Source organism: Arthrobacter sp. MP_M4, from assembly GCF_035984855.1.
Taxonomy (GTDB): domain Bacteria; phylum Actinomycetota; class Actinomycetes; order Actinomycetales; family Micrococcaceae; genus Arthrobacter.
Map to the genome: position 1 here is coordinate 40,501 of NZ_JAXCHX010000005.1, position 25,168 is coordinate 65,668.

Annotated in this window: 26 protein-coding genes; 21 read left to right on the top strand and 5 right to left on the bottom strand. The window is 67.0% G+C overall.

What is annotated here, in order from left to right:
• Positions 1–31: 31 nt before the first annotated feature.
• Both RCH15_RS06425 and RCH15_RS06430 read right to left on the bottom strand, forming a co-directional pair.
• The gene (locus RCH15_RS06425) at positions 32–1,750 is read right to left on the bottom strand and encodes a hypothetical protein (protein WP_326959203.1); all 1,719 of its coding nucleotides are present in this window, start codon (positions 1,748–1,750) and stop codon (positions 32–34) included.
• 69 nt (positions 1,751–1,819) lie between these two features.
• Entirely contained in the window at positions 1,820–3,067 is a 1,248-nt protein-coding gene (locus tag RCH15_RS06430; protein ID WP_326959205.1) for an MFS transporter, read from the bottom strand.
• 249 nt (positions 3,068–3,316) lie between these two features.
• Here RCH15_RS06430 and RCH15_RS06435 point away from each other — a divergent pair, with 249 nt between their 5' ends.
• Both RCH15_RS06435 and RCH15_RS06440 read left to right on the top strand, forming a co-directional pair.
• Complete coding sequence (locus tag RCH15_RS06435) at positions 3,317–4,681, top strand: ammonium transporter (protein WP_326959207.1); 1,365 nt, start codon at positions 3,317–3,319, stop codon at positions 4,679–4,681.
• Positions 4,678–5,016 carry a P-II family nitrogen regulator gene (locus RCH15_RS06440; protein WP_024366371.1) on the top strand — a complete coding sequence of 113 codons (339 nt, stop codon included), beginning with the start codon at positions 4,678–4,680 and terminating at the stop codon, positions 5,014–5,016. Before RCH15_RS06435 ends, RCH15_RS06440 begins: the two co-directional genes overlap by 4 nt.
• 92 nt (positions 5,017–5,108) lie before the next feature.
• Here RCH15_RS06440 and RCH15_RS06445 read toward each other — a convergent pair whose 3' ends face one another.
• Positions 5,109–6,497: a glucose-6-phosphate dehydrogenase gene (locus RCH15_RS06445; RefSeq protein ID WP_326959208.1), complete on the bottom strand. Its 1,389-nt coding sequence runs from the start codon at positions 6,495–6,497 to the stop codon at positions 5,109–5,111.
• Positions 6,498–6,649: 152 nt separating this feature from the next.
• Here RCH15_RS06445 and ffh point away from each other — a divergent pair, with 152 nt between their 5' ends.
• From ffh to RCH15_RS06540, 19 genes are all read left to right on the top strand, one after another.
• Positions 6,650–8,233: a signal recognition particle protein gene (ffh, locus tag RCH15_RS06450; protein ID WP_326959209.1), complete on the top strand. Its 1,584-nt coding sequence runs from the start codon at positions 6,650–6,652 to the stop codon at positions 8,231–8,233.
• 58 nt (positions 8,234–8,291) lie between these two features.
• Entirely contained in the window at positions 8,292–9,041 is a 750-nt protein-coding gene (locus RCH15_RS06455; RefSeq protein WP_326959211.1) for an alpha/beta hydrolase, read from the top strand.
• A gap of 91 nt (positions 9,042–9,132) precedes the next feature.
• A complete protein-coding gene (locus tag RCH15_RS06460) occupies positions 9,133–10,215 on the top strand; it encodes an amidohydrolase family protein (RefSeq protein WP_326959213.1) in 1,083 nt (360 codons plus the stop codon).
• Between the two features lie 102 nt (positions 10,216–10,317).
• A complete protein-coding gene (locus RCH15_RS06465; RefSeq protein WP_326959215.1) occupies positions 10,318–11,193 on the top strand; it encodes a VOC family protein in 876 nt (291 codons plus the stop codon).
• 642 nt (positions 11,194–11,835) lie between these two features.
• The gene (locus RCH15_RS06470; RefSeq protein WP_326959217.1) at positions 11,836–12,273 is read left to right on the top strand and encodes a hypothetical protein; all 438 of its coding nucleotides are present in this window, start codon (positions 11,836–11,838) and stop codon (positions 12,271–12,273) included.
• 204 nt (positions 12,274–12,477) lie between these two features.
• A complete protein-coding gene (gene rpsP, locus RCH15_RS06475; protein WP_104175432.1) occupies positions 12,478–12,900 on the top strand; it encodes a 30S ribosomal protein S16 in 423 nt (140 codons plus the stop codon).
• Position 12,901: 1 nt separating this feature from the next.
• Complete coding sequence (locus tag RCH15_RS06480) at positions 12,902–13,144, top strand: RNA-binding protein (protein WP_326959220.1); 243 nt, start codon at positions 12,902–12,904, stop codon at positions 13,142–13,144.
• A 109-nt stretch (positions 13,145–13,253) separates the two neighbouring features.
• Positions 13,254–13,868, top strand: a complete 615-nt coding sequence (rimM, locus tag RCH15_RS06485) for a ribosome maturation factor RimM (protein ID WP_326959222.1) — start codon at positions 13,254–13,256, stop codon at positions 13,866–13,868.
• On the top strand, positions 13,869–14,753 hold the full coding sequence (trmD, locus tag RCH15_RS06490) for a tRNA (guanosine(37)-N1)-methyltransferase TrmD (protein WP_326959224.1): 885 nt from the start codon (positions 13,869–13,871) through the stop codon (positions 14,751–14,753).
• 229 nt (positions 14,754–14,982) lie between these two features.
• Positions 14,983–15,342, top strand: coding sequence for a 50S ribosomal protein L19 (gene rplS / locus RCH15_RS06495; protein ID WP_326959226.1), 360 nt, complete (start codon positions 14,983–14,985; stop codon positions 15,340–15,342).
• 102 nt (positions 15,343–15,444) lie between these two features.
• Positions 15,445–16,140 carry a signal peptidase I gene (gene lepB, locus RCH15_RS06500; RefSeq protein WP_326959228.1) on the top strand — a complete coding sequence of 232 codons (696 nt, stop codon included), beginning with the start codon at positions 15,445–15,447 and terminating at the stop codon, positions 16,138–16,140.
• A gap of 54 nt (positions 16,141–16,194) precedes the next feature.
• Positions 16,195–17,178, top strand: a complete 984-nt coding sequence (gene lepB, locus RCH15_RS06505) for a signal peptidase I (RefSeq protein ID WP_326959230.1) — start codon at positions 16,195–16,197, stop codon at positions 17,176–17,178.
• A 10-nt stretch (positions 17,179–17,188) separates the two neighbouring features.
• Positions 17,189–17,860, top strand: coding sequence for a ribonuclease HII (locus tag RCH15_RS06510; RefSeq protein WP_326959232.1), 672 nt, complete (start codon positions 17,189–17,191; stop codon positions 17,858–17,860).
• A gap of 93 nt (positions 17,861–17,953) precedes the next feature.
• Complete coding sequence (locus tag RCH15_RS06515; RefSeq protein WP_326959233.1) at positions 17,954–18,280, top strand: DUF2469 domain-containing protein; 327 nt, start codon at positions 17,954–17,956, stop codon at positions 18,278–18,280.
• 149 nt (positions 18,281–18,429) lie between these two features.
• Entirely contained in the window at positions 18,430–18,786 is a 357-nt protein-coding gene (locus tag RCH15_RS06520; protein WP_326959235.1) for a YraN family protein, read from the top strand.
• A complete protein-coding gene (locus RCH15_RS06525; protein ID WP_326959237.1) occupies positions 18,787–20,334 on the top strand; it encodes a YifB family Mg chelatase-like AAA ATPase in 1,548 nt (515 codons plus the stop codon).
• A 71-nt stretch (positions 20,335–20,405) separates the two neighbouring features.
• Positions 20,406–21,602: a DNA-processing protein DprA gene (gene dprA / locus RCH15_RS06530; RefSeq protein ID WP_326959239.1), complete on the top strand. Its 1,197-nt coding sequence runs from the start codon at positions 20,406–20,408 to the stop codon at positions 21,600–21,602.
• A 56-nt stretch (positions 21,603–21,658) separates the two neighbouring features.
• Entirely contained in the window at positions 21,659–22,585 is a 927-nt protein-coding gene (locus RCH15_RS06535) for a tyrosine recombinase XerC (protein WP_326959240.1), read from the top strand.
• A gap of 304 nt (positions 22,586–22,889) precedes the next feature.
• A complete protein-coding gene (locus RCH15_RS06540; protein ID WP_326959242.1) occupies positions 22,890–23,393 on the top strand; it encodes a DUF3145 domain-containing protein in 504 nt (167 codons plus the stop codon).
• 117 nt (positions 23,394–23,510) lie between these two features.
• Here the strand turns inward: RCH15_RS06540 and fabF are convergent, their stop codons facing one another.
• Both fabF and RCH15_RS06550 read right to left on the bottom strand, forming a co-directional pair.
• Positions 23,511–24,746 carry a beta-ketoacyl-ACP synthase II gene (gene fabF, locus RCH15_RS06545; protein WP_326959244.1) on the bottom strand — a complete coding sequence of 412 codons (1,236 nt, stop codon included), beginning with the start codon at positions 24,744–24,746 and terminating at the stop codon, positions 23,511–23,513.
• Positions 24,747–24,902: 156 nt separating this feature from the next.
• Positions 24,903–25,148 carry an acyl carrier protein gene (locus RCH15_RS06550; protein WP_326959246.1) on the bottom strand — a complete coding sequence of 82 codons (246 nt, stop codon included), beginning with the start codon at positions 25,146–25,148 and terminating at the stop codon, positions 24,903–24,905.
• Between the last annotated feature and the right edge of the window lie 20 nt (positions 25,149–25,168).

Below are 25,168 nucleotides of genomic sequence, written 5' to 3' on the forward strand. Positions count from 1 at the left end.
CTTTTAAGGGGTCTTAGGACGGGACGTTCGTCTAGTACGTGTAGTTCAGGACAGTCACTGTGCCGGCCGTCAGCTTGAACGTCTGCGTCGCGGAACCGGGCTTGAAGCCCTCCATCGTGGCCCGGTCGGCAAGTGGAACCGGTCCGGATTTGTCTCCGTCAATGGCCGTGCCATCCTGCGAGGCGTAACTGGGCCCGGTGAGCTGGCTCATGGTTCCTGTCCGGGCCTTGCCCGGCAGGTCGAGGGTGACGGCCGTTTGGGCGGCCTTCTCCGGGTCGTTTTCGTTGACCAGGACCACGGTGGTGCTGCCGTCCGCGTTCTGCAGGGCGTAGGACGTGGCAAGACCGCCGCCGGTGCTGATGGTTTTCAGGAACTTTCCGCCCTCAAGCTGGCTGACCATGGCAATGCCGAAGAAGTTGGCCCGTGCGGAGAGCTCGCCGTCCGGCTTGAGGTACGGGCCGCCGTTGCAAATGGCTGACATGGGCGGTCCGCCGGTGCACGTCAGCAGGGAGCTGTGGAAAGCAAGTTTGGCAATGCCGAGCTGCGCGGCGTTCAGGCTGTAGTCCGCCGCCCACAACGCCGAAGCATGTGTCTTGGTGATCTCGTTCGACCCCGGGCACGTTGAGGCGCCGGTCTCGGGCAGCCAGGTTTCGATTCCCGCCGCGTTTGCGGCCCTGAGCGCCTCATTGAGGTATTCGATGGCGCGCTGGTGCATGTTGGCGTTCATGAGGTTGCCCATCACCGGGGAGCTGGTGGGGGTGCTGCCATCGCAGCTGAACAGGGCGTAGTAATGGAAGGTAAGGATTTTGCGCTGCGGCAGTTTGACGTCGATGAAGGGCTGCCACCAGGTGTCGTCGTAGGTTCCGGGCCCTGAGATCGGCAGGTCGGGTGCCACCGCGTAAATGGCAGCGGCATAGGCCTGCAGTTCCTTGAGGTAGTCCGCCACGTTGTAGCTCGGCGGACGGACCCCGTCGGCGGCGTACCCGTTCGGTTCGTTGCCGACGGTGACGCTGAGAAGACGGTCACCGAAAATTTCCGTGGCGTGTTTGACCAGGTCCGCGGCCCGGGCCGGGTCATAGTGTCCGAGGTCTACGGTGATGGTGACCTTGGCGTCGGTCGCCTTCAGCAGCGCCGCCACCCTGGCCAGGTCTGCCGGGCCGACCGCCCGGGGCACGTGTGCCTTATCCCCACGGTAATTCTCGGGCAGGGGTTCCCCGGAGGAGGTCCAGAAGAAGCGACGGTCGACGGCCCGCCCGCCGAACCTCAGGAACGGCTGGTCCATCTGCTTCAGGAGCGCCACCATGGAGGCGTTGTCCGCGGTGAGGGCCGGATCGCCGAGGTCCGTGGCCTCCAGTGACAATCCGGCGGTGCTTTTGTTCAGCGTTGTACCCACCGGGTCCGCTGAAACGTTGACTTGCTGTGGTGCCACAGGTTCCAGCGGCGAGCCGGCGGGCGGGCCGAGCTGTTTGTAGAACGGATCCTTGGTCGGCGACGGTACGGCCTTCGCCGAGGAGGGGGCCGGGGTGGCGCTGGCGCTCGGGGCGGGGGACGCTGCATCGTCGCCGGACGTCGTGGGCCGCAAAAACAGCATCAGGGACGCGAGGACGGCGAGGACGGCGAGCACTGAGATCACGACGGCGGGACGGAGCCTTTTCTGCCGCGTTGCTGTTCCGTCGGGGTGTCCGTCGGAGGAACGGTCATTGGGAGTGTGCCCCGGGGTGTGCTCGGGCGGACCTTCATGGGATGGCATGTAAAAACTTCTCCGGCTTCTGCGTGGGGACTCCCCACAGCCTAACGAAGTCCGCCCGCGGGGATGTTCTCAGGCGGCGCGCGCCGCCGGGCGCTGGAACGTTTCCCGGGCCAGCAGCCAGCCCGCGGCGGCGGCAATCAGGATGCCGCCGGTGACGCCGAAGGCCCAGCCGTACCCCAGCCGGTCCGCCAGGAGCCCGGCCAGGACCGGGCCGACGATCGCGCCGCTGTCGGAGGACATCTGGAAGATCGCAAGTACCCGCCCGCCGGAGCGTTCGTTGCCGATCACGTCAGCCATGGCCGCCTGCTGGGCCGGGCCCAGCAGGCCCGACCCGATGCCGGCGGCGGCGGTGGCCGCGAGGAACCAGGGCAGCTCGTGCGTGAAGCCGATCAACGCCGTCGCTGTGCCGGTGACCAGCAGCCCGGAGATCATCATCGGCTTCCGGCCCAGGCTGTCGGCGAGTTTGCCGGAGAAGGTCAGGGCCACCGCGTTTGCCGCGGCGAACATGGCCAGCGCCCAGCCCGCCGATTCCGGGCCGGCGTTCAGTGCGGCGACGGCGAACAGCGGCACCGTGGCCATGCGCACCCCGAAGGTGGCCCAGCCGTTCGCGAAGCTGGAGAACAGCCCGGCCCGGTAGGCGCTGTCCTGCAGGGCGGTGCGCAGCTCCATGGCCGGAGCTGTACCCCCTTCCGGGCGGGAACCGGCCGGTATATGGCTCAGCTGGGTCTGCACCACGAGGGCTGCCAAAATCAGGGCCCCTGCGTAGACCAGGAACGGCACCCGCAGGCCAAAGCCGGCCAGCAGGCCGCCCACCACCGGCCCGCAGACGTTGCCGATCAGAAACGCCGAGGCGTAGGCCCCGGAGACCCGGCCGCGGCTTTCCGGCGGCGCCAGCCGGACCACCAGGGCCATCGACGCCACAGTGAACATCACCGAGCCGGCGCCGCCGAGTCCCCGGAAGATCAACAGCTGCCAGTAATCCTGCGCGAAGGCGCACGCCGCCGTCGACGCCGCCACAATCAGCAGGCCGGCCACGTAGACCGGCCGTTCCCCGAGCCGCACAATCAGCGCGCCGCCGGCGGGAGCGAAGACGAGCCTCATGAACGCGAAGATGCTCACGATCACGGCGGCGGCCGTCGCACCGACGTCGAAGGTGGTGGCGAACTGGGGGAGGACGGGGGCCACGAGGCCGAAGCCGAGGGCGATGAGGAAGGCAGCCACCAACATCACCTTGATGTCCCGGGGCAGCACAGCCTTTCCACCGGTCCGGGGAACTGCCTGGGGCGGGGAACCCGCGGGGCGGTGGGACTTACTCATGGTGGTGGCTTCCTGGCGGTGTGGCGTGGGGGAGGGCACGGTGTTGGATCGCGTGAAACATAACCGTAACAAGAAGGAATTGCACCATTTACTTCCGGGAGGTTCTTGTAACACCCCGGCAATCTAAATCCTCCGCCGGCGAAACACGCCACCGACAAAATCTTCTTAGAACGCAAACCGCGTTGAGGCACGCAGAAGACTCCGCAACAACAACTTTCCGATCGCATCCAAGCAAGGAGGACGTGCACCATGGAACTTACCGCAGGTCACGTATGGCTGATGGTGGCAGCAGCACTTGTGCTGTTCATGACACCAGGACTCGCATTTTTCTACGGCGGCATGACGCGCGCCAAAGCCGCACTGAACATGATGATGATGAGCTTCATCTCCATCGGCATGGTCGGTGTGGTCTGGGTGCTGTGGGGTGCTTCGATGAGCTCCGGTGAGGGCTTCCTGCAGATCGTGGGCAACCCGTTCGCCACCTTCGGGCTGGAGGGCATCGACACTCCTGACGGACTGATCAAGGTTGGGTACGCGGCCACCTTCGCCATCATCACCGTCGCCCTGATCAGCGGCGCCATCGCCGACCGGGCCAAGTTCGGCGCCTGGTCCGTGTTCGTTCCGGTCTGGGTCACCCTGGTGTACTGCCCGCTGGCCTACATGGTCTGGGGTGGCGGGCTGTTCGGCCCGGAGGGCGCAATCGGCAAGGCTTTGGGCCCGGCGATTGACTTCGCCGGCGGCACGGTGGTCCACATCAACGCCGGTGTCGCCGCGCTGATGCTCGTGTTGATCATCGGCAACCGCAAGGGCTTCGGCAAGGATCCCAACCACCGCCCGCACAACATCCCGTTCGTGATGCTCGGTGCCGCCATCCTCTGGTTCGGCTGGTTCGGCTTCAACGGCGGCGCAGCAACCACCGCAGAACAGGGCGGCCTGATCTGGGTCAACACCCTGGCCGCCCCGGCCGCGGCCATGCTCGGCTGGCTCGTGACCGAACGCATCCGTGACGGCCACCCGACCTCGCTCGGTGCCGCCTCCGGTGTGGTCGCCGGCCTCGTCGCCATCACCCCGGCCTGCGCCAACGTCAGCCCGATCGGCGCCCTGTGCCTCGGCGTCGTGGCCGGTGTGGCCTCCTCCCTCGCCGTCGGCCTGAAGTTCCGCTGGGGCTTTGACGACTCACTCGACGTCGTGGGTGTCCACCTCGTCTCAGGCATCATCGGCACCGTGGCCCTGGGCTTCATCGCCCTCCCGGTCGAAGGCGTGGGCGGCGGCCTCTTCTACGGCGGCGGCTTCACCCAGCTGTGGGCCCAGCTCGCAGTGGCCGGCATCGCCATCGCCTACTCCGCGGTGCTGACCTCGATCATCGCCCTGGCCATCCACAAGACCATGGGGTTCCGGGTTTCCCCGGAGCAGGAAGTGGTGGGCGTGGACCTGAGCCTGCACGCCGAGACCGCCTACGAGTTCGGCGTCGGCGGCCACGGTGGAAGCTTCACCCCGCTACACGAACTCATCACCGGCAAGGCCCAGGCCGCAGCGGCCCCGGCCGGAACCGTGGACCCGGCGTCCAACGGCAAGAAGTCCGCAGCAGCAGGTAAGGAAAGTGTCGAAGCATGAAACTCATCACAGCAATCGTCCGGCCTGAAAAGCTCGACACCATCCGCGAAGGACTTGAAGCCTACGGCGTACAGGGCCTGACCGTCAGCGCGGCCAGCGGTTACGGAAGGCAGCGCGGCTACACCGAGGTGTACCGCGGCGCCGAGTACAACGTGGACCTGCTGCCAAAGATCCGGGTTGAGGTCCTGGCCACCGACGAACAGGCAGATGACATCCTCGATGTCATCATCGCCAGCTCGAACACCGGCCGCGCCGGTGACGGCAAGGTCTGGACGATGGACGTGTTCGAAGCGGTGCGGGTCCGCACCGGGGAACGCGGCTCAGCCGCTATATAGCGGGCATTCGCACAAGGCAGTCGCACAAAGCAGTCGCGCAAAAAGGGCGGGCCGGGAACCTGGAAAGGTTCCCGGCCCGGCCTACGTTTTGCTCAGGCCGGCCAGCCCTCCGGACCGTCGCTTCCAGCCGGGTATTCCTCCAACGGTGCGCTGCCCCGATCCCAGGCCTTGAGGACCGGTTCCAGTATCCGCCAGCAGTCCTCGGCGGTATCGGCGCGGACCGAAAGCAGGGGATCGCCGGCCAGGACGCCTTCCAGGACTTCCCCGTACGGCAGCAGCGCCGAGGCGCTGAGTTCCGCCCCAAGCGTGGCGCGGTCCAGGCTGAGGACGTCGCCGGGTCCGTTGACATCGACGTCGAACTGCAGCGTGTCCGGGCCGAAGCCGATCCGCAGCTGGTTGGGGGCGTCCACCCCGGTGAAACCCTTCGGCAAGTGCGGCACCGGCCGGAAGGTCACCACCGCTTCCTTGCGGGTGTTGGCCAGGGCCTTGCCGGACCGCAGGATGAACGGCACCCCCTGCCACCGCCAGTTGTCGATCTCCACTTCAACCTCGGCCAGGGTCTCGGTGCCCCGGGACGCGTCGACGCCGTCCTCCCTGGCATAGTCCGGAACCTTCCTGCCATCCACCGTTCCGGCGGTGTACCGGGCCCGGCGGGTGCTCTTGGCAAAGGGCGCCTTGATGCTGCTGGCCCGCAGCACTGTGGCTACGGCGTCGCGGAGGTCCCGCTCATCCACCGAGGCCGGAGGCTCGATAGCCATCAGGGCCATGATCTGCAACAGATGGCTTTGAATCATGTCGCGGAGGGCGCCGGCGCCGTCGTAATACCGGGCCCGCCCCTCCAGCGCCAGGTCCTCGTCAAAGACAATCTCCACTTTTTCCACGTACCGGCGGTTCCACACCGGCTCCAGGAACGCGTTGGCGAAGCGCAGCCCCAGGATGTTCAGGACTGTCGCTTTGCCCAGGAAGTGGTCCACCCGGTGGATGTGGTCCTCCGGGACCAGGGCGGCCAGGGTCTGGTTGAGGTGCCGGGCCGAGTCCTCGCTGGAACCGAACGGCTTCTCCATGACCAGGCGGGTTCCGGCGGGCACCTGGTCCGGCTTCAACGCCTCGCAGGCGAGCTGGCTGATCCGCGGCGGCAGCGCGAAGTAGACCGCCACCGGTCCCTTCAGGGTGGCCAGCAGCCCGGCCAGCTGCCCGTCGGCGGTGACATCGAGCTGGTGGTAACTGGTGGATTGGCGGATCCGCTTCAGCTCCTGCTTCCCGGCCGAGTCGGCCTGGGAGTTGGCGTCGGCAAAGGATTCCTCAAGGCGCTCGAGCCACCGGTCCGCGGCCCAGTCATCCGAACCGGCGCCCACCAGGGTCAGGCCGTCGGCGCGGCCCCGGGACACCAGCCGGGCGAGCCCGGGCAGCAGCAGCCTGCCGGTGAGGTCCCCCGAGGCACCGAGGATGAGCAAAGTTTTTATACTCGTTTGGCTGGTCATCTAAGCCAGCATGCCATCTGATGGGCCGGTCTTGGTACCCTAGATAGTCGAGTCCCGTTGTCGAGGCGGTTCGTTCAGGCGAACATCAGTCGCGACGCTGGCGTGCCGGACCGGCCGCCATCTGTAGATCCACTGAAAGAAGTGCACGGCGCGTGTTCAATTCACTCTCTGACCGGTTGACAGCAACCTTCAAGAATCTCCGTGGCAAGGGCCGCCTGACCGAGGCGGACGTTGACGCCACGGTCCGCGAAATCCGGCGCGCCCTTCTGGACGCCGACGTCGCCGTCCCCGTTGTCCGCGAATTCACCGCACGGGTGCGCGAGCGCGCCCTCGGCGCCGAGGTCTCGGCCGCGCTGAACCCGGGCCAGCAGATCGTGAAGATCGTCAACGAGGAACTTGTGGAGATCCTCGGCGGCGAAACCCGCCGGATCCGGCTCGCGAAGACCGGCCCCACCATCATCATGCTCGCCGGCCTCCAGGGTGCCGGTAAGACCACACTGGCCGGCAAGCTTTCCAAGTACCTTAAGGCGCAGGGCCACAGCCCCATGCTGGTGGCCTGCGACCTGCAGCGCCCCAACGCCGTCACCCAGCTTCAGGTGGTGGGCAAGCGCGCCGGGGTGCCCGTCTACGCCCCGCACCCGGGCGCTACCTCCACCGAGCTGGACCACCCCGCCGGTGACCCCGTCGCCGTCGCCCGTGCCGGCGTCGAGGAAGCCAAGCGCACCCTGCACGACGTCGTGATCGTTGACACCGCGGGCCGCACCGGCGTTGACGCCGAGATGATGGAGCAGGCGCGCCAGATCCGCCGCGCCATCGTCCCGAACGAGGTGCTTTTCGTGGTGGACGCCATGATCGGCCAGGACGCCGTGAACACGGCCATGGCCTTCGATGAAGGCGTCAACTTCACCGGCATCGTGCTCTCCAAACTCGACGGCGACGCCCGCGGCGGTGCCGCACTCTCGGTCTCCTCCATCACCGGCAAGCCCGTGATGTTCGCGTCCACCGGCGAAGGCCTGGACGATTTCGAGCTCTTCCACCCGGACCGCATGGCCTCGCGCATCCTCGACCTCGGTGACGTGCTCACCCTGATCGAACAGGCGGAGAAGTCCTGGGACAAGGACGAAGCCGCCCGGATGGCGCAGAAGTTCGCCGACCAGGAAGACTTCACCCTGGACGACTTCCTCGCCCAGATGCAGCAGATCCGCAACATGGGCTCCATGAAGAAAATGCTCATGATGATGCCCGGAGCGCAGAATATCCGGCAGCAGCTTGAGCAGTTCGACGAGCGCGAGATTGACCGCGTCGAGGCGATTGTGCGTTCCATGACCCCGCACGAACGCGTCGCCCCCAAGATCATCAACGGCTCCCGCCGGGCCCGGATCGCCCGCGGTTCCGGTGTGCACGTCTCCGAGGTCAACGGCCTGCTGGAGCGGTTTGCCCAGGCCCAGAAGATGATGAAGAAGATGGCTGCCGGCGGCGGCATGCCCGGGATGCCGGGGATGCCGGGGATGGGCGGCGGCTCCCGGAAGAACGCCAAGAGCGCGCCCAAGAAGAAGGCCCGCTCCGGCAACCCTGCCAAGGCTGCCCAGGAACTCAAGGACGCCCAGGCCCGCCGGGCCGAGGGCGCCAAGGCTCTTCCGACCGGCGCCGCCTTTGGCCAGCAGGGCGCCGACTTCGATCCGTCCCAGCTGAATCTGCCCAAGGGCTTTGACAAGTTCCTCGGCGGCGGCAAATAGGCCCTTGCGGCCGATATGTCGCCGGCCCATTGTGGGTCCGGTGCCATAGGGTTGGATCATGTTCAAGCAGCGCGTAGTTTTCGTCCACGGGGCCGGCAGTTTCGGTGCTGCCGCGTGGCCGAAACAGCACGGCATGGCGCTGCGCTATGACGCCTTGTTCCTGCGCCGCCACGGGTACGACCCCGTTGCCGAGCCGCTGGAGACGAACTTCACCGTCGATGCCGGCGTCGTGCTCAGCGCCCTGGCCGGCGATGGCCGCGGGGTGGCCGGGGGCCACGTGGTGGCCCACTCCCACGGGGCCATCGCGGCGATGATGGCCGCCGTCGAACGTCCTGATTTGGTGCACTCGCTGACGCTCGTGGAACCGGCCTGCCTCTCGCTTACCGCCGAACTGCCCGCGACAGCGGCCCACCGGGCCCTGATGCAGCCGCTTTTCGACGTCCGCCACCACCTCAGCGATGAGGACTTTCACCGCGAATTCGTCCGCCGGATCTCCGCGGCCCAGACCCCCGCCCAGGCAACGCTGGGCGCACCCAGTCCAGAGGACCAGCGCGAGGCACGCCGCCTGCGGCTGCAGGCTCCGGCCTGGGAGGCTCCGCTGCAGATTGTCCCGGGCGTCCCCACGCTGGTCCTGACCGGCGGCTGGGAACCGCTCTACGAGGAAATCGCGGAGTACCTGCGCGAGACCGGCGCCGTGCACCGCACAACACCGGGCGGGCACCGGCCCCAGGATTCCGCCGAAGGGGACCGGCTCATCCGGGAGTTCATTGCCGACGTCGGCCGGCACCAGCACGCCCAGGCATCCTAAAGCCCGTAAGGCCCGCGCAAAACTGCGCCCGTGCTGCCGTGGGGCCCGCGCAAAACTGCGCCCGTGCTGGCCGCGCCCTAGGCTGTAGGGCATGAGCAGCATCATCAAATTCAGCGGCCCCGTTCTCATCGGCCCGGACCAGGAGCGCCGCGGCCTGTGGGCCGTGGACGGTGCTTTGACGTTCCAGCGCCCCCACCAGGCGCCGGACCACGTCTTCGACGGGTGGGTCATCCCGGGGCTGGTCGATGCGCACTGCCACATCGGCCTCGGTCCCGAGGGGGATGTTCCCGGAGAGGTCGCAGAGCAGCAGGCCGAGACTGACCGGAACGCCGGCACGCTGCTGGTCCGCGACGCCGGTGCCGTCCACGACACCCGCTGGGTCCAGCAGCGGAAGGACCTGCCACGCCTCATCCGCTCCGGCCGGCACATTGCCCGGACGCAGCGGTACCTGCGCGGCTTCGCCGTCGAGGTCGAACCTGCAGACCTGGTTGAAGCGGTGCGCAAACAGGCACGCGCCGGCGACGGCTGGGTCAAGCTCGTGGGGGACTGGATCGATCGCGGCGCCGGTGACCTCGCCGCCTCTTTTCCTGCCGAAGCGCTGCGGGACGCCATCAGCGCCGCCCACGACGAGGGCGCCCGGGTCACGGCACACTGCTTCGCCGAGGACACGCTCGATGACATGCTCGACGCCGGCATCGACTGCATCGAGCACGCGACCGGGCTTCTCCCGCGGCATATGCCGCGTTTCGTCGAACAAGGCGTGCCGATCGTTCCCACGCTGATCAACATCGCCACCTTCCCTGACATCGCCGCCCAGGCAGGAGCAAAGTTCCCCCGGTACGCCGCGCACATGCTGGCACTCTGGGAGCGCCGGGCGGAACGGGTCCTGGAAGCGTTTGAAGCCGGCGTGACGATCTATGCCGGGACTGACGCCGGCAGTGTCATCCGGCATGGCCGCATCGTCGATGAACTGCAGGCGCTGCATGCGGCCGGGCTTCCGGCCGCAGCTGCCCTCAACGCCGGCGCGTGGGCTGCCCGGGAGTGGCTGGGGGCCCGGGCGATCGCCGAAGGCGCCAGCGCCGACGTCCTGGTCTGCGCCGAGGACCCGCGCAGAAGCCTGGCCACCCTGCAGGCCCTGAAGCACATCGTGCTGCGCGGAGAGCCGGTGTTTTAGCCACAGCGCCGGACCATTTAGGAATAAATTGAAGCTTCAAGTAATTTATCTCTAGGTAAGGTCATCGAAGGTCGGTGGCCGTTCAAGCACCGGAGTGACCATATGAGCGCAAAAACCAGCATCCAGGATCTCCTTCCCGCCGAACTCACCATGGGCACCGTGATGCTCAAAGTTGGCGACATGAAGGTCATGACCGACTACTACCAGCGTGCCCTGGGCCTGGAGATTGTGGCCGAGCAGGACGGCGGCCTCTACCTCGGGCGCCAGCAGAAGCCACTCGTTCACCTGGCCCCCGCACCCGGACTCAACGTTCCCGCCCGCGGCGAGGCCGGCCTCTTCCACACCGCCCTGCTGTTCGAGGACCAGTCCGCACTGGCCGCGACCATCGCCTCCGCTGCCCAGTTCGAACCGCAGTCCTTCACCGGCAGCGCAGACCACCTCGTCAGCGAGGCCTTCTACTTCAACGACCCGGAGGGCAACGGCATCGAGCTGTACTGGGACCGGCCCCGCGATGCCTGGTCCTGGGACGGCAAGACCGTGGTGATGGACAGCCTCGCCCTGCCGCCGCAGCGGTACCTGGAGCAGCACCTCACCGAAGCGTCGCTGGCCGGCCAGCGCGAGGCGGCCGCCGGCGTCGGGCATGTCCATCTCCAGGTGGGCGATGTGCAGTCCGCGCAAAACTTCTACGTCGGAACCCTGGGCTTCGAGAAGACCGCAGGCTGGCACGGGCAGGCCCTCTTCGTCTCGGCGGGCGGCTACCACCACCACATGGCCATGAACGTGTGGAACAGCCGCGGAGCCGGACCCCGCCGCGACACCCTGGGCTTGGGCGAAGTACTGATCGAAGTACCCTCCGGTGACGACATCGGAGCCCTCGCGGACCGGCTCAAGACCGCCGGCGTCCAGTCCCACCACACCGGTGCCGAACTGCGCTTCGAGGATCCGTGGCGCAACCGGATCCGCGTCACCGTCCGCTAACCCGTCCATCGGGACATGCCCATTGGTTGCGGCGTGGAATGGACATAGCGGCGTCATGTCCATTCGGCGCGGCCGGGGGAGGGCATGTCCGGCTGAGCGCAGGCCGTCGTGTCGCCGCCAAGGTCCGCCGGCGGCATCTCAAGGCCCGGGTGAGCTTTAAGGGGCTTTCAAACCGACGGACATGCCCAACGTTCAGACAGTCCACAGAGCATGTCCGGCGTTCACGACGATCAATGAGCTTGCTCGGCCTCCGATTCCCAGTCCCGGGGACATGTCCATTGGACGCGGCGGGGGCGGGCATAGTGGCATTATGTCCATCCGTCGCGGGCAAAGGAGGGCCTGTCCATTCTTTACACGCAGGACGGCTGGACATGCCCGCTCTTTCTGGTGCCGCCCGGACATGTCCATCTGCCACTCGCGCGGCGGCACATGACCATCTGCCGCTTGCCTGAGCGCCGGACATGTCCAGTGGCCGCGTCCAGGAATGGACATAGAGGCACTATGCCCGTCCGGCGCGGCCGGAGAAGGGCATGTCCGGTAGGGGTGGGGCGAGGTTCGGGCTGCAGTGAGGCCGGAGCGGCTAGGCTGAAGCGACGCCGAAAACCGTGGCCTTGCGCCGCCAGATATTTAAGGACGAGTTCCATGGGATTCACTGAAGTCTTTGTCTCCACCCACGATGAAGCCCTCAAGCGAGCTGCCGCCCTCGACGGTGGTGCTCCCGCAGCGCCCGCAGCCGTCCGGATCGCGGACATCACCGACTTCGAGATCGAGCGCCTCGGGGATCTTGCCGGCACCGCGGTCCACGCCGCCGGCGCCGACTACGAACTGGCCATGGTGGACGTTGCCAGTGATTCTTTGCTCGGTGTGCCGCCGGCGATGGTCCGCGCGCTCGCCGAACTGCTCAGCTACGAGACGGAGGGCGAGGGTGACGTCCTCGAGGAGGTCGCCGAAAGCTGGGCCGCCGAGGAGGACATGCCCTTCGGCGCCGGGCAGTCCGTCCGTTACGTGAAGCAGCTTGCCGAGCTCGCCGCCGCCGTCGATCCGGCCAGCAAGTCCGGCCTATATGTCTGGACTTCCTAGCACCGATCGGGACCTTCATGGACCCGTTGCGGGTGTCAAGTCGAAATCCCGCCGCTGATCTGGCACAATAAACAGGTACTCGATCTGCGTGGCCCCTCTCTCCGCGTCCGGATCCTGTCCTTTTAGAACCCCCTAGTATGGCCCGCCCCACGGGTGCAGAACGCCGGGCTCGACCCCGTTTCAGAAACAGGAGTGACCACAAAAGTGGCCGTAAAGATTCGCCTTAAGCGCTTTGGCAAGATGCGCGCACCGTACTACCGCATCGTCGTCATGGACGCACGCTCCAAGCGTGACGGCCGTGCCATCGAAGAGATCGGCAAGTACCACCCGACCGAAGAGCCCTCGTACATCGAGGTCGACACGGACCGTGCCCAGTACTGGCTCGGCGTCGGCGCACAGCCGTCCGAGCAGGTTGCCGCGATCCTCAAGATCACCGGTGACTGGCAGAAGTTCAAGGGTCTCCCGGGCCAGGAGGGCACCTTGAAGACCAAGGCTCCCAAGGCTGCCTTCGTTACGCCGGAAAAGGGTTCCGTGATTATCCCGGAAGCCATCACCAAGAAGGCCAAGAAGGACGATGCAGCCGAGGCTCCCGCCGACGCCGCAGCAGAGACCACCGAGGCTGAGTAACTTGCTGGCCGAAGCGCTCGAACACCTCGTCCGTGGGATCGTTGACAGTCCCGACGATGTCAAGGTCAGTGCCAAGAACAATCGCCGCGGGGACACCCTCGAAGTGCGCGTTCATGAGGACGACCTCGGACGGGTGATCGGCCGCCAGGGCCGCACCGCACGCGCATTGCGCACTGTGGTGGCAGCTTTGGCGGATGGCGAGCCGGTCAGGGTCGACGTCGTTGACACCGACCGCCGCCGGTAACGCTTTCAGCAACACTTGTCTTGAGTCCGGCCCCTTCACCAGATAATGGTGGAGGGGCCGGACTGTTTTTCCCAGCACCCACCATCACCAACCCCGAACAGAGGATCAGATGCAGCTCCAGGTGGCACGAATCGGCAAGCCCCACGGCATCCGCGGCGAAGTGACCGTCCAGGTACTCACGGACGCGCCCGGTGACCGCTTCACTGCGGGAACCCAGTTCGTGGTGGAGCCCGCCACGGCCGGGCCGCTGACGATTCTCAGCGCCCGGTGGAACAAGGACATCCTGCTGCTCGCGTTTGAGGAAATTGAGACTCGAAACGAGGCGGAGACCCTTCGCGGCGCCAAGCTTTTCGTGGAAACCGAAGGGCTCGACGACGATGACGACGACGAGGGCTGGTACGAGCACGAGCTTGAAGGCCTGGAGGTCCGCGTCGGCGACCAGGTGGTGGGCAAGGTTTCCGGCCTCCACACCCTACCGGTCCAGGACCTGCTGGTAGTCACCGCCACCGACGGCAAGGAAGTCCTGATCCCGTTCGTGGAGCAGATCGTCCCGGAGGTCAACGTCGGCGAAGGCTACGTCCTCGTCACCCCGCCACCGGGACTCTTCGAAGTTAACGCCGAGGACGAGGCCAAAGCTGAGACCAAAGCCAAGCCCGCGTCCGCCGGTCCGGCCGACACCAGCGTCAGCGCGGACGCCAGCGACAACACCGGAGACAACGCCTAAATGCGGATCGACGTCGTCACCATCTTTCCCGAGTACCTGGCCCCGCTGGAACTGTCATTGATTGGCAAGGCGCGGCAGGACGGGCTGCTGGAACTCAACGTCCACGACCTCCGGGACTTCACCACCGACCGCCACCGGACCGTGGATGACACCCCGTACGGCGGCGGCGCCGGCATGGTGATGAAAGCCGAGCCGTGGGCGCTGGCCCTGGCATCCGTCGCCGCCGGACGATCGAACACTTCCAGCCCCGAGCCTTCCAGCTCCGAGGCTTCGAGTTCGGACTATCCCGCTTCGGGTCCCTTCGGCCAGGAGCAGGCAGCCAAACCGGTACTGATCGTGCCCTCGCCAGCAGGCGAACGGTTCAGCCAGGCCACGGCGCAGGAACTCGCGGGGGAAGAGACGCTGGTGTTCGCTTGCGGACGCTACGAAGGCATCGATGAACGCGTCATGGAATGGGCGGCTGAGCACTTTACGGTGCGGCCCATGAGCCTCGGTGACTATGTTCTTAACGGCGGCGAAGTGGCTGTGCTGGCGATGGTGGAGGCCATCGGACGGCTGCTGCCCGGCGTCGTCGGCAACCCAGAATCACTCGTGGAGGAATCACACTCAGACGGGCTGCTGGAGTACCCCGTCTATACCAAGCCGTCGAGTTGGCGGGACCGCGACGTTCCGGCAGTGCTGCTCAGCGGCAACCACGGCAAGATCGCCCAGTGGCGCCGGCACGAGCAATACCGGCGCACCGCCGAACGCCGCCCGGACCTGCTCGCCGGGTTCGACGCCGGCAAGTTGCCCCGCGCGGACCGGACGGCCTTCGCTGACCTGGGGTACGCCGTCGTCGACGGCCGCCTTGCGCTGCGTCCCGACGCCGGCGGTAACCCCGCCTGACCGGATTGGCTGGATGGGCCCGGGTATGGCAAAATTAGTCCTTGTGCCTGCTGGGTAGCGAACCTGCCACAGGGGGAGCGTCACCAACAGCGCGGCACCCCGGCCCCGTCAATTCCTGACGGTGCCGGATCAACAATTTTCGGCGGGGATTTCCGGGCCGCACCTTTGCCCGGGCTTGGCCGCCGTGACCCCACGTAAATGACCTGTGGCGTTTGCCAGGAGTGAATCAATGCATATTCTCGATTCCGTAGATGCAGCCTCGCTGCGCACCGATGTTCCGACGTTCCGCGCGGGTGACACCCTCAAGGTTCACGTGAACATCATCGAAGGCAAGAACTCCCGCGTCCAGGTCTTCCAGGGCTTCGTCCTGGGCCGCCACGGCGATGGCCTGCGCGAAACCTTCACCATCCGCAAGGTCTCTTTCGGCGTCGGCGTGGAGCGTACCTTCCCGGTGCACTCCCCGATCATCGACAAGATCGAGCTCGTGTCCAAGGGTGACGTGCGCCGCGCCAAGCTGTACTACATGCGCAACCTGCGCGGCAAGGCCGCAAAGATCAAGGAAAAGCGCGACTTCCTGACCGGCAAATAAGTCCTTCGGACTTCCCTGCGGGTCCACGGACCGTGTCCGGCCAGCGCCGGAACATCCGCAACAGCGCTGTTCACGTTCGAAAAGCGTTAGAGGATACGGATCATGGAACAAACAAAACGCCAGCCCAGGAAACTCGGCTGGCGTTTTGCTTTGCTTGCCTTGGTCCTTGCCGTGGTCATCAGCGGATTGGTCCGGTCCCTGTGGATCGATGTGTACTACATCCCGTCCGCCTCGATGGAGCCGCTCTTCCGCGAGGGGGACAGAATCCTCGTGTCCCGCACGGATTTCCGCGCCGACCCGCTCGGGCGCGGCGACATCGTCGTCTTCGACGGCCGGGGCTCTTTCGCACCGCTGAACAGCGGCAACGGCGCCTTGCTGGACTTTCTGGCCGGCGTCGGACACTGGGTGGGTCTCTCCGGCGCCGACAGCACGTACATCAAACGCGTCATCGGGCTCCCCGGTGACCAGGTGGTCTGCTGTGACACCGGCGGCCACCTCACAGTGAACGGTCAGCAAGTTGCGGAACCCTATCTTTATGCAGGCGACGCCCCCAGCGAACTGAAATTCAGCGTCAGCGTTCCGCCTGATCGTCTCTGGCTGATGGGGGACCACCGCGCCCTCTCCGCCGATTCCCGAAGTCTGCTGGGGGCCCCCGGTGGGGGCATGGTCCCGCAGGAACGGGTGGTCGGCAGACCCGTCCAGATCATCTGGCCGCTTGATAGATTTGCAGCAGTAGCACGGCCCGCCGAGGCCGCTTCAACAGAGACCGCTCCAACAACAGAGAAGAACGGACAGTAGATGCCCGAGACCGGACCCCGGAATCCCGATCCGAGGGGGCAGGACCAGCCCCGGGTGACCTCCGCAGCGATCCCCGGCGCGGAGCGCTCCTCGGAGACCGGTGTCCGCACGGATCCCGGCTCGACCCCCGGTGCCGGCGCTCCGGATGCCCGCGCCACTCAGACGTCCCAGCTGCCGCAGTCTGCGGAAGCGGCGTCTCCCGCGTCTCCGACGGCCCCGGCGTCTCCGCCCGAGTCCGTGTCCGCGGCGGCGCCCGACAGCCCGGCGCCCGACAGCCCGGCGTCCGGCATTCCCGCCGCGGGCGGACCGGCCCACGCAGGGAACTCGTCGAAAAACGCACGCCGGGCGGAAGCCCAGGCGCGTCACAGCCCGCTGTTCCTCTGGGTGAAGGAGGTGGCGACCGTGGTGCTCGTCGCCATCGTGCTGTCCTTCCTGATCAAGACCTTCCTCTTCCGGGCCTTCTACATTCCCTCCGAATCCATGGTCAGCACGCTGGACGTGAATGACCGCATTTTTGTGAACCTCCTGGTCCCCGAACCGTTTGCCCTGGAGCGCGGCGACGTCGTTGTCTTCCGGGACACCCAGGGCTGGCTGGCTCCCGCGGTGTCGAAGCCGGCCGGTCCCTTTACCTGGGTGCAGGATGGCCTGACGTTTATCGGCCTGCTGCCGGACAACTCCGAGCAGCATCTCGTGAAGCGCGTGATCGGGCTGCCGGGCGACCATGTGGTCTGCTGCGACACCGGCGGCCGGATCATGGTCAACGGCGCGCCGCTGGAGGAGACCTACATCAATCCCGCCGAGGTGCCCCAGATCCGCGACTTTGACGTCGTCGTCCCCGACGGCAAGGTCTGGGTGATGGGTGACAACCGCAACCACTCCGCCGACTCACGTGCCCACGCGGACACCAACGGCGGCTTCGTCGACATCGCCGACATCGAAGGCCGGGCCGCCGTCATCGCCTGGCCCTTCAACCGCCTCGGCGCCTTGGACAACTACCCCGATGTCTTCCGCGGTGTGCCCGCCCCGGCCGGAAAGTAGCGGCTGAACCATGTCCGAAGCCCCCACCCTCGACTACGAGCGCCGCTTCCGAAGCTCCGGCGCCCGCCTGGTGGCCGGCGTCGACGAGGTAGGCCGCGGCGCCCTCGCCGGACCCGTCAGCGTGGGCATCGCGGTAGTGGATCTTCAGCAGCAGACACTGCTCGCCGACGTGCGGGACAGCAAGCTGCTCAAGGTTGCGGACCGCGAACGCCTGGTTCCGTTGGTGCGGAGCTGGAGTGTGGCATCCGCCGTCGGGCACGCAACGGCCAAGGAGATTGACGACGTCGGCATCGTCGCCGCACTCCGGCTCGCCGGAACGCGGGCCTGGCTTGCCATCCTCGCCGCCGGGGTGACCCCCGACGTTGTGCTGCTGGACGGCAGCCACAACTGGCTGTCGCCGCAGTCCCAACCGTCCCTGTTCGACGACGGCCCCGCTGAGCCGGGCTGCGACGCGCCCGTGCACACCCTGGTCAAGGCGGACATGCAGTGCCTGAGCGTCGCCGCCGCGTCCATTCTTGCGAAGGTGGAACGTGACGGAATCATGCGCGGCCTGCATACCGAGCACCCCGCCTTTGGCTGGGACGTGAACAAAGGCTATGGCACCGCCATTCACAAGGACGCACTCCGCGCCGCCGGTCCCACGCCCTACCACCGGGTGAGCTGGCAGCTGCTCAGCGACTGAGGCCCCCTGGCGGCCCGCCCGGTTTCCGCCGCCGGGGTCCAGCCCACCGGGACCGTGGCGCGCAGCCCGCGCCGGATGGTGCAAGATGGAACCATGAGTGCCGAGGACCTTGAAAACTATGAGACCGACATGGAGCTGCAGCTCTACCGCGAGTACCGCGACGTTGTCGGACTGTTCACCTACGTGGTCGAGACCGAACGGCGTTTCTATCTGGCCAACCACGTTGACCTGCAGGCCCGGAGCGCCGACGGCGAGGTCTACTTCGATCTGACCCTGCAGGACGCCTGGGTCTGGGACGTTTACCGCTCCGCCCGCTTCGTCAAAAGCGTCCGCGTGATCACGTTCAAAGACGTCAACGTCGAGGAACTTCCGCGCAATGAGGAACTGGCCCTGCCCAAGGTCGGCGACCTGGGCAACTGACCCGTCCGTTCATCGGTTACCCGGCCGTAGCCGGGTCCGGCCGGTGGACGCGCGCCCACTTCTCCTCCACACCACGAGATAAGCTCCGGCTATCCACATAGGGCCCTGACGCTCTGGGTTGCCCGCTGTGCCGCCCGCACGCTGGATACATGAGAGCAAAGGACGTGCTGGGCCGTCGCGGTGAGGAACTCGCCTCCGGCTACCTCGAGGCTCAGGGGATGCGGATCCTGGACCGCAACTGGCGGTGTCCCGAGGGCGAGATCGACATTGTCGCCGTCGACGGCGGCACTCTGGTCTTCGCCGAAGTGAAGACACGCACGTCCCTCGCGTATGGCCACCCGTTCGAAGCCGTGGGTGCGGACAAACTGGCGCGGCTGCACCGCCTGGCCGCGGCCTGGTGCCGCCACCATGGACTGCTGCAGCCGCCGCGCCGGGTGGATGTCGTGGCGGTTCTCGACGACGGCAGCGGCGAACCTGCCGTTGAACACCTCAAAGGGGTGGCATAGGTGGCGCTCGGCCGGACCTACTCGGTGGCGCTCGTGGGGCTGAACGGCTACATCGTCGAGGTGGAAGCCGACATCGGCCAGACCCTCCCGGCGTTCATCATCCTGGGCCTGCCGGACGCTTCGCTCAACGAGGCCAAAGAACGGATCCGGTCGGCTGCGCAGAATTCCGGGATACCTTTGAGCCGCCGCAAGATCACGGCGAACCTCATCCCCGCGTCGCTGCCCAAACGCGGCTCCGGCTTCGACCTGGCCATCGCCATGGCCGCTCTCCTGGCATCCAACGATGTCCGTTCCACCGGACGGACAGTGTTCATCGCCGAACTGGGACTTGACGGCAGGCTGCGGCCCGTCCGGGGTGTTCTTCCGGCCGTCATGGCGGCGGTCCGGGCCGGCTACACCGACGTCGTCGTAGCGCAGGCGAATGCCGCCGAGGCAGCCCTCGTTCCCGGCGCCCGCGTGCAGGGTTATGCCACGCTGGCCCGCCTGGCCTTCGACTTCGGCGCCGATCCGCAGGATCTGGCTCTTGATGTCGAGCCAGAACTCGAACGTGACGGCGCCGGAGCTGATCCAGGAACGACGCCCTCACCACCACTGGATATGCGCGACGTCGCCGGGCAGGGGGAGGCAAGGAGGGCGCTGGAGGTCGCCGCCGCCGGCGCACACCATCTGCTGTTGACCGGTCCTCCCGGTGCGGGAAAAACGATGCTGGCTGAACGGCTTCCCGGGCTCCTTCCGGACCTCGGCGACGCGGAGGCCATGGAGGTGACCGCCATCCATTCGCTCTGCTCGCTGACCTCAGCTTCCCTCCAACTCGTGCGCAGGCCTCCATACGAGAACCCGCATCACACGGCCACGTCAGCGTCCATCATCGGCGGTGGCTCCGGGCTGCCGCGGCCCGGTGCTGCATCCCGTGCCCACCGCGGGGTGCTGTTCCTTGATGAGGCACCGGAGTATGAGCGCAGGGTCCTGGATGCGCTCCGGCAGCCGCTGGAGAGCGGCGAGCTGGTGCTGCACCGGTCGGCTGGAACGGCAGCGTACCCGGCCCGTTTCCAGCTGGTGCTCGCAGCAAATCCCTGTCCCTGCGGCAAAGCCACAGGCAAGGGTGTGGACTGTGTTTGCACGCCCACCATGCGGCGGCGGTACTTGGCCCGCCTGTCCGGCCCGCTGCTGGACAGGGTGGACATCCAGCTGCAGGTTGAGCGGGTATCCCTGGCCGACTTCGGCAAGCCAGAGGCCGAGGAGGACACCGCCTCCATCGCGGCCCGGGTGCACGCCGCACGGGAGCGCCAACTCGGACGGCTGCTGCCCTATGGCATGGAGACCAACGCCCAGGTGCCCGGCCGCGTCCTGCGGGGTGTCCTGCGGCTCCCTGCCCCGACAACCCGGATTCTTGACCGTGCCATGGAACGCGGGTCTCTGACGGCCCGCGGCTATGACCGGGTGTTGCGTCTCGCCTGGACCCTCGCGGACCTGGGACAGCGTGACGCCCCGGCAGCGGACGACATCGGACTGGCCCTCAGCCTCCGGCAGGCCGATGCCGCCGCTTGACCGTCATTTTGCCTCCCGCCGCCCCGGAGTGCGGCTGCAGAACCCCACGCCAGCTCGTGAAAGGACAAACCATGGCTGAGACAGAACGCACCGCCCGGGCTGCGCTATCCCGGCTGTTCGAACCCCAGGACGCCGCCGGACTTGCGCTCGTGCGGGTTGCCGGGGCGGAGGACGCGCTCAGGATCGCCACCGGCCAGCTGGCGGCTGGGCCCGAGGTGGAGCGCGAGATGTTCCAGCTGCTGGACGAGAACGGTTCGGGCAGCGGCTGGACAGGGTTGGGAACGGCCCGGAAGCGCTGGGCGCCGAGAGCCCCGGACCTGGCTCCGGCCCGGGACCTCGCCACCATGCAGCGGCTCGGGGGACGCTTGATCATTCCCTCCGACGGGCTGTGGCCCGGCCAACTGGCCGACCTGGGATTACAGGAACCGCTGTGTCTCTGGTGGCGCGGCAGCGAGCAGGAGTTTCCCCGGGCAGCGCGGTCCATTGCGTTGGTGGGTTCCCGGGACAGCACCGCCTATGGCGCCGCGGTCACGGGCGATCTTGCCTATGCACTAGTCCAACGGGGGTTCACGATCATCTCCGGCGGCGCCTACGGTATTGATGCCCACGCCCACCGCGCAGCCCTCGCCGGTGGATCGGGCGCTGGCGCCGGCATGCCCACCATTGCTGTCATGGCCGGGGGAGTGGACCGCTTTTACCCGGCCGGCAACGAGGACCTCCTGCGTGCCGTTGCGAACCAGGGCGCGGTGGTGGCCGAGGTCCCGCCGGGCTCCGCGCCCACGCGCTACAGATTCTTGCAGCGCAACAGGTTGATCGCCGCGCTGGCTTCCGTCACCGTCGTGGTGGAGGCACGGTGGAGATCAGGCGCGTTGAACACGGCACACCATGCGGAAACCCTGGGCAGGGCTGTCGGTGCCGTGCCGGGGTCAGTGCACAGCGCAAATTCCGCGGGCTGTCATCGGTTGCTCCGGGAAGGCGGTGCTGTCTGCGTCACCGACGCGGGGGAGATCGCGGAGCTCTCCGGCCCCAGTGGCGAATTGTTGCCCGAGGTCAGGAACGGCCCGGCGGCCGTGCAGGACGGGCTGACGCTGGAAGACCTCATCCTGCTGGACGCCCTGCCCATGCGGACCACGAGTTCCATCGAAAAACTCACTGTCGTCGCTGGCCTCAGCGCCGATTCCGTCCGTGCCGGGCTGGGCCGGCTGGGGCTGCTGGGCCTGGCTGAGACGTACCGCGGCGGCTGGAAGCGCTCCGCCGCTGCGGGCTGATGGCGGCTCGCCGTGCGGCTCCTTGATCGCCGGGTGTTTCCTGCGAGAGTAGGGGAGTGCCCACACAGCAGATCCCGGCCGCACTGGCCGCAGCCGCCCAGGCCTTCGGCCGGTACCTGGAAGCCGAACGGGGGCGTTCCGCCCACACGGTACGTGCCTACCTCTCCGATGTCGGCAGCCTCCTCGAGCATGCGGCCTCCGAGGGAGTCGAGGATCTCGCTGGGCTGGAACTTGGCACTCTACGGCACTGGCTCGGCGTGCAGAGCGAGGCAGGCATGTCCCGCGCCACGCTGGCGCGCCGCTCCGCCACCGCCCGGGCGTTTACCGCCTGGGCCGTGCGTGAGGAACTGCTCGCCGCGGACCCCGCCCTGCGCTTAAAGGCCCCGAAACGGGAAAAATCGCTGCCTGGCGTGCTGCATCAGCAGCAGGTGCTTCGGCTCGTCGAAGGCGCAGAGGCCGCCGCGGCCGGGGGACGGCCCCTGCCGTTGCGGAACCGGGCCATGGTGGAACTCCTCTACGCCACCGGGATCCGGGTCGGCGAGTTGGCCGGACTCGACGTGGACGACCTCGATCCCGACAGGAGAACTCTCCGGGTGCTCGGCAAGGGCAACAAGGAACGAACTGTGCCGTACGGCCTGCCGGCGGCGCTCGCCGCCGACGACTGGCTCCGCCGTGGCCGGCCGGCCCTTGCCACGGCCACCTCGGGCGCGGCGCTCTTCCTGGGGGCCCGCGGCAGACGTGCGGACCAGCGGCAGGTCCGCAGTGTGGTCCACGATCTGCTGGAGGCACTGGGGGACACGGCCGCAACCGGTCCGCACGCCCTTCGGCACTCTGCCGCCACGCATCTGCTCGACGGCGGAGCTGACCTCCGCGCCGTACAGGAAATTTTGGGTCACAGCAGCCTGGCCACCACCCAGATCTACACGCACGTCTCCGTGGAGAGGCTCCGGCAGAGCTACCAGCAGGCTCACCCGCGGGCCTGAGACGGGCGCCGACAAAAGGGCCGACGCGCACTATGTCCACATACGACACGCCGCGTGGCGTGCCCGGGAGGACGCGCCGAAGGTCGCTGGCGTAATGAGGTGGGGTACGGCACAATGGGACTCACGCCCGGCAACTCTCAAGCGCCACTTGATGGTCTTGAGCATCAGCGCTTGAACCTCAGGAACCGGGCGGCAACTTAATAGTCTGGCAAGGACCACCCAGAGCATGACGGGACCCGCGCAGTAGACAAACATCCAGGCAGAGGTCGTTGGGGAAGACGTACCTACAGCTATGGAGGATGGAATGTCTGTTGCACTGACCCGCGGTGTGTTGTTTGTTCACTCGGCCCCAACTGCCCTGTGCCCCCACGTTGAGTGGGCCATAGGGTCCGTTGTGGACAAGCGGACCGACCTTGAGTGGACTGCTCAGCCAGCAGCGCCCGGAATGTTCCGGGCCGAGCTGTCGTGGACCGGAAATCCGGGCACGGGGGCTCAATTGGCGTCTGCCCTCCGGGGCTGGGCCCATCTGCGCTACGAGGTTACGGAAGAGCCCAGCCAGGGCGTCGACGGCGGACGTTGGTCGCACACTCCGGAGCTTGGCATCTTCCACGCCGTCACGGACGTACACGGCAACATCATGGTCTCCGAGGACCGCATCCGGTACGCCTATGAGTCCGGCGCCGGGGATCCCTCCGCGGTCTACCACGAACTGTCACTGGCGCTCGGCGAAGCCTGGGACGAGGAGCTGGAGCCTTTCCGGCACGCTGCCGACGGCGCTCCGGTGCGCTGGCTCCATCAAGTGGGCTAGGCCACTTCCGCAGGAGCACCAAACATTCACCATAGCTGTGCCAAATGACCGATGGCGGCAATGTTCACGAAGAACATTGCCGCCATCAGTCGTTGCCGGAGGCTGCAGCAGCGGGAGTCAGACGCTGCGCACGGCGATCACAGCGTTGTGGCCGCCGAAGCCGAAGGAGTTACTCAGCGCCGCAATGCTCCCGGAGGGCAGCTCACGGGCGGAGGTGACAACGTCGAGCGGGATCTCGGGATCCTGGTTCTCCAGGTTGATCGTGACGGGCACCTTACGGTCGTAGACGGCCATCACGGTCAGCACAGCTTCCACGGCACCGGAGGCACCGAGCAGGTGGCCCATCTGGGACTTTGTGGCCGAGACCGCGACGTCGTCCACATGCTTGCCGAGGGCGGCCTTAAGCGCAGCGTACTCGGGCTTATCACCGACCGGCGTGGACGTGGCGTGCGCGTTGACGTGCACCACGTCTTCGGGCTGGATGCGGCCGTCGAACATGGCGGCTTTGAGCGCGCGGGTGGCGCCCAGGCCCTGCGGGTCCGGGGCGGTGATGTGATAGGCGTCGGCAGTGACGGAGGTTCCGGCGAGCTCGGCGTAAATCCGGGCGCCGCGGGCCAGTGCGTGTTCCTCGGCTTCCAGAACCAGGGCGCCGGCGCCCTCGCCCATCACGAAGCCGTCACGGTCGCGGTCGTACGGGCGCGAGGCGTGTTCGGGATCGTCGTTACGGCGGGACAGCGCTTGCATGGACGCGAACGCGGCAATCGGCATCGGGTGGATCGCGGCCTCTGCGCCGCCGCAGACAACGACGTCGGCCTTGCCGGAACGGATCAGGTCCAAGCCCATGTGAACGGCTTCAGTGCCGGACGCACAGGCGGAGACGGGCGTGTGGGCGCCTGCGCGGGCGCCCAGATCAAGGCTGACCGCCGCGGCCGGGCCGTTGGGCATCAGCATGGGCACGGTCATGGGCAGGACCCGGCGGGGGCCCTTTTCGCGCAGGGTGTCCCACGCGTCCAGGAGGGTCCAGACGCCGCCGATGCCGGTGGCAAAAGCCACCGCGAGGCGGTCGTGGTCGATTTCTGTGATGCCCGAGTCGGCCCAGGCCTCGCGGGAGGCCACGACGGCGAACTGCGTGGACGGGTCCATGCGCTTGGCTTCAACCCGGGCCAGGACGTCCGTGGCGGGAGTCGACGCGCGGGCGGCAAAGTGGACGGGCAACTCGTATTTGGCCACCCAGTCATCTTCGAGCGTGTGCGCGCCCGAGACGCCCTTCAGCGCGTTCTTCCACATCGTGGGGACATCGCCGCCGATGGGTGTGGTGGCACCCAGACCGGTAATGACTACTTTGCGTGCCATGGGATCACTCTCTGTCGGTGCGCCTGCCGTTTCCGGTGCTTGCAGAAAGCGTGCCGGGGCCTGCGTTTGAAAAAATCTGGGGTGCTGCAAGGGGAGGGTGCTGCAAGTGGCGCGGTCCGGGGGTGCGGTTGCTCCCCCGGACCGGCCGGGCCCTACTTAGGCCTGTGCGTTCGCGATGAAGCTGACGGCGTCGCCGACGGTCTTGAGGTTCTTGACCTCTTCGTCCGGGATGCGGACACCGAACTTCTCTTCAGCGTTGACCACAATCGTCATCATCGAGATGGAATCGATGTCCAGGTCCTCGGTGAAGGACTTGTCCAGCTCCACAGCCTCGGGGGCCAGGCCGGTCTCTTCGTTGACGATTTCAGCCAAGCCGACCAAGATCTCTTCGTTGCTAGCCATGTTGGCTCCTTTTCTTGTTA

Coding starts and splice junctions, on each gene's coding strand:
- RCH15_RS06425 (WP_326959203.1), bottom strand. CDS start 1,750: ATGCCATCCCATGAAGGTCCGCCCGAGCACACCCCGGGGCACACTCCC.
- RCH15_RS06430 (WP_326959205.1), bottom strand. CDS start 3,067: ATGAGTAAGTCCCACCGCCCCGCGGGTTCCCCGCCCCAGGCAGTTCCC.
- RCH15_RS06435 (WP_326959207.1), top strand. CDS start 3,317: ATGGAACTTACCGCAGGTCACGTATGGCTGATGGTGGCAGCAGCACTT.
- RCH15_RS06440 (WP_024366371.1), top strand. CDS start 4,678: ATGAAACTCATCACAGCAATCGTCCGGCCTGAAAAGCTCGACACCATC.
- RCH15_RS06445 (WP_326959208.1), bottom strand. CDS start 6,497: ATGACCAGCCAAACGAGTATAAAAACTTTGCTCATCCTCGGTGCCTCG.
- RCH15_RS06455 (WP_326959211.1), top strand. CDS start 8,292: ATGTTCAAGCAGCGCGTAGTTTTCGTCCACGGGGCCGGCAGTTTCGGT.
- RCH15_RS06460 (WP_326959213.1), top strand. CDS start 9,133: ATGAGCAGCATCATCAAATTCAGCGGCCCCGTTCTCATCGGCCCGGAC.
- RCH15_RS06465 (WP_326959215.1), top strand. CDS start 10,318: ATGAGCGCAAAAACCAGCATCCAGGATCTCCTTCCCGCCGAACTCACC.
- RCH15_RS06470 (WP_326959217.1), top strand. CDS start 11,836: ATGGGATTCACTGAAGTCTTTGTCTCCACCCACGATGAAGCCCTCAAG.
- rimM (WP_326959222.1), top strand. CDS start 13,254: ATGCAGCTCCAGGTGGCACGAATCGGCAAGCCCCACGGCATCCGCGGC.
- trmD (WP_326959224.1), top strand. CDS start 13,869: ATGCGGATCGACGTCGTCACCATCTTTCCCGAGTACCTGGCCCCGCTG.
- rplS (WP_326959226.1), top strand. CDS start 14,983: ATGCATATTCTCGATTCCGTAGATGCAGCCTCGCTGCGCACCGATGTT.
- lepB (WP_326959228.1), top strand. CDS start 15,445: ATGGAACAAACAAAACGCCAGCCCAGGAAACTCGGCTGGCGTTTTGCT.
- RCH15_RS06510 (WP_326959232.1), top strand. CDS start 17,189: ATGTCCGAAGCCCCCACCCTCGACTACGAGCGCCGCTTCCGAAGCTCC.
- RCH15_RS06515 (WP_326959233.1), top strand. CDS start 17,954: ATGAGTGCCGAGGACCTTGAAAACTATGAGACCGACATGGAGCTGCAG.
- RCH15_RS06520 (WP_326959235.1), top strand. CDS start 18,430: ATGAGAGCAAAGGACGTGCTGGGCCGTCGCGGTGAGGAACTCGCCTCC.
- dprA (WP_326959239.1), top strand. CDS start 20,406: ATGGCTGAGACAGAACGCACCGCCCGGGCTGCGCTATCCCGGCTGTTC.
- RCH15_RS06540 (WP_326959242.1), top strand. CDS start 22,890: ATGTCTGTTGCACTGACCCGCGGTGTGTTGTTTGTTCACTCGGCCCCA.
- fabF (WP_326959244.1), bottom strand. CDS start 24,746: ATGGCACGCAAAGTAGTCATTACCGGTCTGGGTGCCACCACACCCATC.
- RCH15_RS06550 (WP_326959246.1), bottom strand. CDS start 25,148: ATGGCTAGCAACGAAGAGATCTTGGTCGGCTTGGCTGAAATCGTCAAC.